Here is a 3,471-nt window from a genome sequence, read left to right as displayed (position 1 = left end):
ATTATCGACGGTAAATGCGTACGCCTCACCAAAGGCGATTACAGCACACAGAAAATATATAACGACGATCCGCTGGAAGTGGCCAAAGAGTTTGAAGCCAACGGCATACAATATCTGCATGTGGTGGATCTGGACGGTGCGCGCTCGAAACACATTGTCAATCAAAAGGTTTTGTACGCTATTGCCTCGAAGACCTCGTTGCAGATAGACTTTGGCGGCGGCATCAAATCGGACGAAGACGTACGTATCGCTTTCGGGAACGGGGCGACACAAATTACGGGCGGAAGCATCGCAGTGCAACAACCGGATACTTTCCGGCAATGGCTCGACACATACGGCGCGGAAAGAATCATTCTCGGCGCCGACAGCAACAATCGCAAAATTGCTACGCACGGCTGGATGCAACAATCTGAATCGGATGTGGTGGATTTTATTGCGGATTATGCGAAAAAAGGTATCGTTTACGTCATCGGCACCGATATTCAGAAAGACGGTATGCTGCAAGGCACTTCCAACGAATTATATCGGGAAATTATCGAAAAAACCGGTGTAAAACTGATTGCCAGCGGTGGTGTTTCGTCAATCGGCGATTTAATCGCTTTGAAGCAGCTCGGTTGCGACGGCGCCATCATAGGAAAGGCGTTCTACGAAGGGAAGATCGGCCTTCATGAACTGCGGGGGTTTATTGATGGGTAAGAAATTAGAAAGTGGAGAAATAAGAAGTTGGAAGTAGTTCTCAAATTCAAAATTCGAGATTTGGAACCAGAATTGCAAATAGACGTAGTCAAATCCTAAATCCGAGATCTCAAATCTAAAATAAAAAGTAATGCTGAAAAAAAGAATTATCCCCTGCCTTGATATCAGGGATGGACGGACCGTAAAAGGAGTCAATTTCGTGGATATCCGCGACGCCGGCGACGCGGTAGAACTCGCCAAGAGATACGTAGAGGAAGGTGCGGATGAACTGGTGTTCCTCGACATCACTGCCACTATCGAAAGGCGGAAAACACTTACGGAACTGGTTACACGCGTTGCCCGGGAGATCAATATCCCGTTTACCGTCGGGGGAGGCATCCACTCACTGGACGACGCCCGCGCCATCATCCGGGCCGGAGCCGACAAAGTCAGCCTGAATTCCGCAGCCGTCAAGCGCCCCGAACTGATCACCGAAATTGCCGGGCAATTCGGCAGCCAGTGCGTGGTACTGGCCATCGACACCAATTTCGAGAACAACGAATGGATCGTATATACCCATGGCGGTAAGACGCCGACAACTCTCCGGACCATCGACTGGGCAAAAGAGGGTGAACAACGCGGCGCCGGAGAAATCCTGCTCACCTCCATGAATAACGACGGCACCAAGGACGGTTTTGCTATCGATATTACAGCCGCAGTAAGCGAAGCGGTGCGTATTCCCGTCATCGCTTCGGGAGGAGCCGGAATACCGGAGCATTTCGCGGATATATTTACACAGACAAAGGCAAGTGCGGCACTGGCGGCAAGCATTTTCCATTTCGGGGAGATTCCGATTCCTACACTAAAAGATTATTTAAAAACTCAAAATATACCCATACGATGAATATCGATTTTTCAAAGTCGGGAGGATTGGTACCTGCCGTTATTCAGGACACACTCAGTCTACAGGTATTAATGGTAGGCTATATGAACGAAGAAGCGTTCGAGAAAACACGGAAAGAAGGAAAAGTAACTTTTTTCAGCAGAAGCAAAAATCGCCTTTGGACAAAAGGAGAAACATCGGGTAATTGGCTGATTGTGGATGAAATACTGACGGATTGCGACAACGATACCATCCTTATCAAGGCTTATCCGCAGGGGCCGACCTGTCATACCGGATCAGTTTCCTGCTTCGGCGACAAACCATCGAAAGGCTTCTTATATGAACTGGAAAAGGTGATCGAGCAACGAATCACGGAGAACCCCGAAGGTTCGTACACCAGCAGGCTGTTCAGCCGCGGAGTGAACAAAGTAGCGCAGAAAGTGGGCGAAGAGGCGGTAGAACTGGTGATCGAAGCAAAAGACGACAATATTGACCTGTTCAGGAATGAAGCGGCTGACCTGCTGTACCATTTCCTGATCTTGCTGAAAACAAAAAAACTGAAACTGGAAGATATTGAAGCAGTATTGGTCGAAAGGCACCAATAACCGATTGTTTTTTGATATTCAGTGCCTGGGTCGTTCCTCTATCGCTGTTTTTATTTTAGGACTATTTCGTATATTTGCAGGGTATGTTACCTGTTTTGATGGAGAACGAATTGTGGAATACGGCAGTAAATCGTTTATATTACGTGAAATTGTTGAAGAATTCTACCAACAAGCTGGTATTTTCATTGAAACCATTGGAAAGTTAGTGAAAATTTAGTCTTTTTGTCACACCAACCGGGCAGAGGATGTGGTAATCTATCGGACGATCCTGCGTCAGAATTGAACGTTTTCAAAAATAAACTGTTGGTTAGGTTCTGTTTTATAGTCATTTTATGTATGGTGAGTAGGTTTTTACGGATTTAGCAAGCCTCAATGAGATAAAAGAACTGAGAGAAGATTAATTTACCTTCCTGCCCTTCACCCACACTTTTCGTTCATCGGAGAGTGTGGTAGCAAACAGGTAAATATCGCCGCCGTCCGCTAATCCGGTTTTGCGGCGGATTTCGGCGACAGACATCGGGAAATTGCGGACAGTAATGTTCGCTCTTTCTGTCTCCTGCAAAAATGATCTCAGGTTCCGTTTATTCGGAAGAAAAAATGTCTCTACCTCAAAAACGCGCCCGGGAAAATCTGCGACAAGTTCATCGGAAGTGTACAAATGGCTGTTGATATGCAGTTTTTGAAGATGATACGCCAGCGCAACCGACTTAAAAGCGCCCGCTTTCAGGATCGATGCATTGGGTTCGTATAAATAACGAATGGGTTTATCGATGAACAGAATTACGGCTTTTTGCTCCTGCGCCATGGTAAACGAAAAGATCTCTTTCTCACCAGATCTTTTAAGGTTCACGGCGATGAATAACGGTTCCTCTACAGCCGTTTTCGATAACAGGAAAAGCAATTCCTTGCATTCGTTATCCACCGAAACCACATGTACCGCACTCACACAACCAAGGCTTTTCACCGCTAAGGAAATATCCAACATCGGCGAATATTTCACCATTACCCTGGCCGATTTTTCGAGTAATAAAGGTTTTATTTCCGATAAATCAGGGCTGCAATCCTCCATGCGGAATACTTTTCGTCCGGCATTATCACGCCGCGAAGGGTCGAGATAGATAAAATCCAGCGGAGCTGTTTCTCTCAGGAAGGTTTCGGCACCGGCACAATGAACCGTCGCATTTCTCAATCCCAACAGCCGGAAATTGTGTTCCCCTATCCGGCATAAATCCTCATTCTGCTCCACATAGCCCGCTTCCCTGAAATACGGCGATAAAACCGAAAAATCGACTCCCATCCCCCCGGTCA

At 46.7% G+C, this 3,471-nt stretch carries 5 protein-coding genes; 4 read left to right on the top strand and 1 reads right to left on the bottom strand.

Going from position 1 to position 3,471, the window contains the following annotated elements:
• The 4 genes from hisA to Q0502_RS09190 all read left to right on the top strand — a co-directional run.
• A partial coding sequence (gene hisA, locus Q0502_RS09205; RefSeq protein ID WP_298649869.1) for a 1-(5-phosphoribosyl)-5-[(5-phosphoribosylamino)methylideneamino]imidazole-4-carboxamide isomerase occupies positions 1–696 on the top strand: 696 nt, incomplete at its 5' end.
• Between the two features lie 130 nt (positions 697–826).
• Complete coding sequence (gene hisF / locus Q0502_RS09200) at positions 827–1,579, top strand: imidazole glycerol phosphate synthase subunit HisF (RefSeq protein ID WP_298649867.1); 753 nt, start codon at positions 827–829, stop codon at positions 1,577–1,579.
• The gene (gene hisIE / locus Q0502_RS09195) at positions 1,576–2,163 is read left to right on the top strand and encodes a bifunctional phosphoribosyl-AMP cyclohydrolase/phosphoribosyl-ATP diphosphatase HisIE (protein WP_298649866.1); all 588 of its coding nucleotides are present in this window, start codon (positions 1,576–1,578) and stop codon (positions 2,161–2,163) included. Before hisF ends, hisIE begins: the two co-directional genes overlap by 4 nt.
• Positions 2,132–2,380, top strand: coding sequence for a hypothetical protein (locus Q0502_RS09190; protein ID WP_298649864.1), 249 nt, complete (start codon positions 2,132–2,134; stop codon positions 2,378–2,380). Before hisIE ends, Q0502_RS09190 begins: the two co-directional genes overlap by 32 nt.
• A 180-nt stretch (positions 2,381–2,560) precedes the next feature.
• Here the strand turns inward: Q0502_RS09190 and Q0502_RS09185 are convergent.
• Positions 2,561–3,471, bottom strand: a 911-nt coding sequence (locus tag Q0502_RS09185) for a class I SAM-dependent methyltransferase (protein WP_298649862.1), incomplete at its 5' end; no start/stop codon positions are given.

Source organism: uncultured Proteiniphilum sp., assembly GCF_937873925.1.
Lineage (GTDB): Bacteria > Bacteroidota > Bacteroidia > Bacteroidales > Dysgonomonadaceae > Proteiniphilum.
Note: the sequence above shows the minus strand (reverse complement) of the source record. Positions and strands in the feature narration are given on the sequence as shown.

What these genes read in the sequence shown, in the direction of transcription:
- hisF (WP_298649867.1), top strand. Translation starts at nt 827, where the DNA reads ATGCTGAAAAAAAGAATTATCCCCTGCCTTGATATCAGGGATGGACGG.
- hisIE (WP_298649866.1), top strand. Translation starts at nt 1,576, where the DNA reads ATGAATATCGATTTTTCAAAGTCGGGAGGATTGGTACCTGCCGTTATT.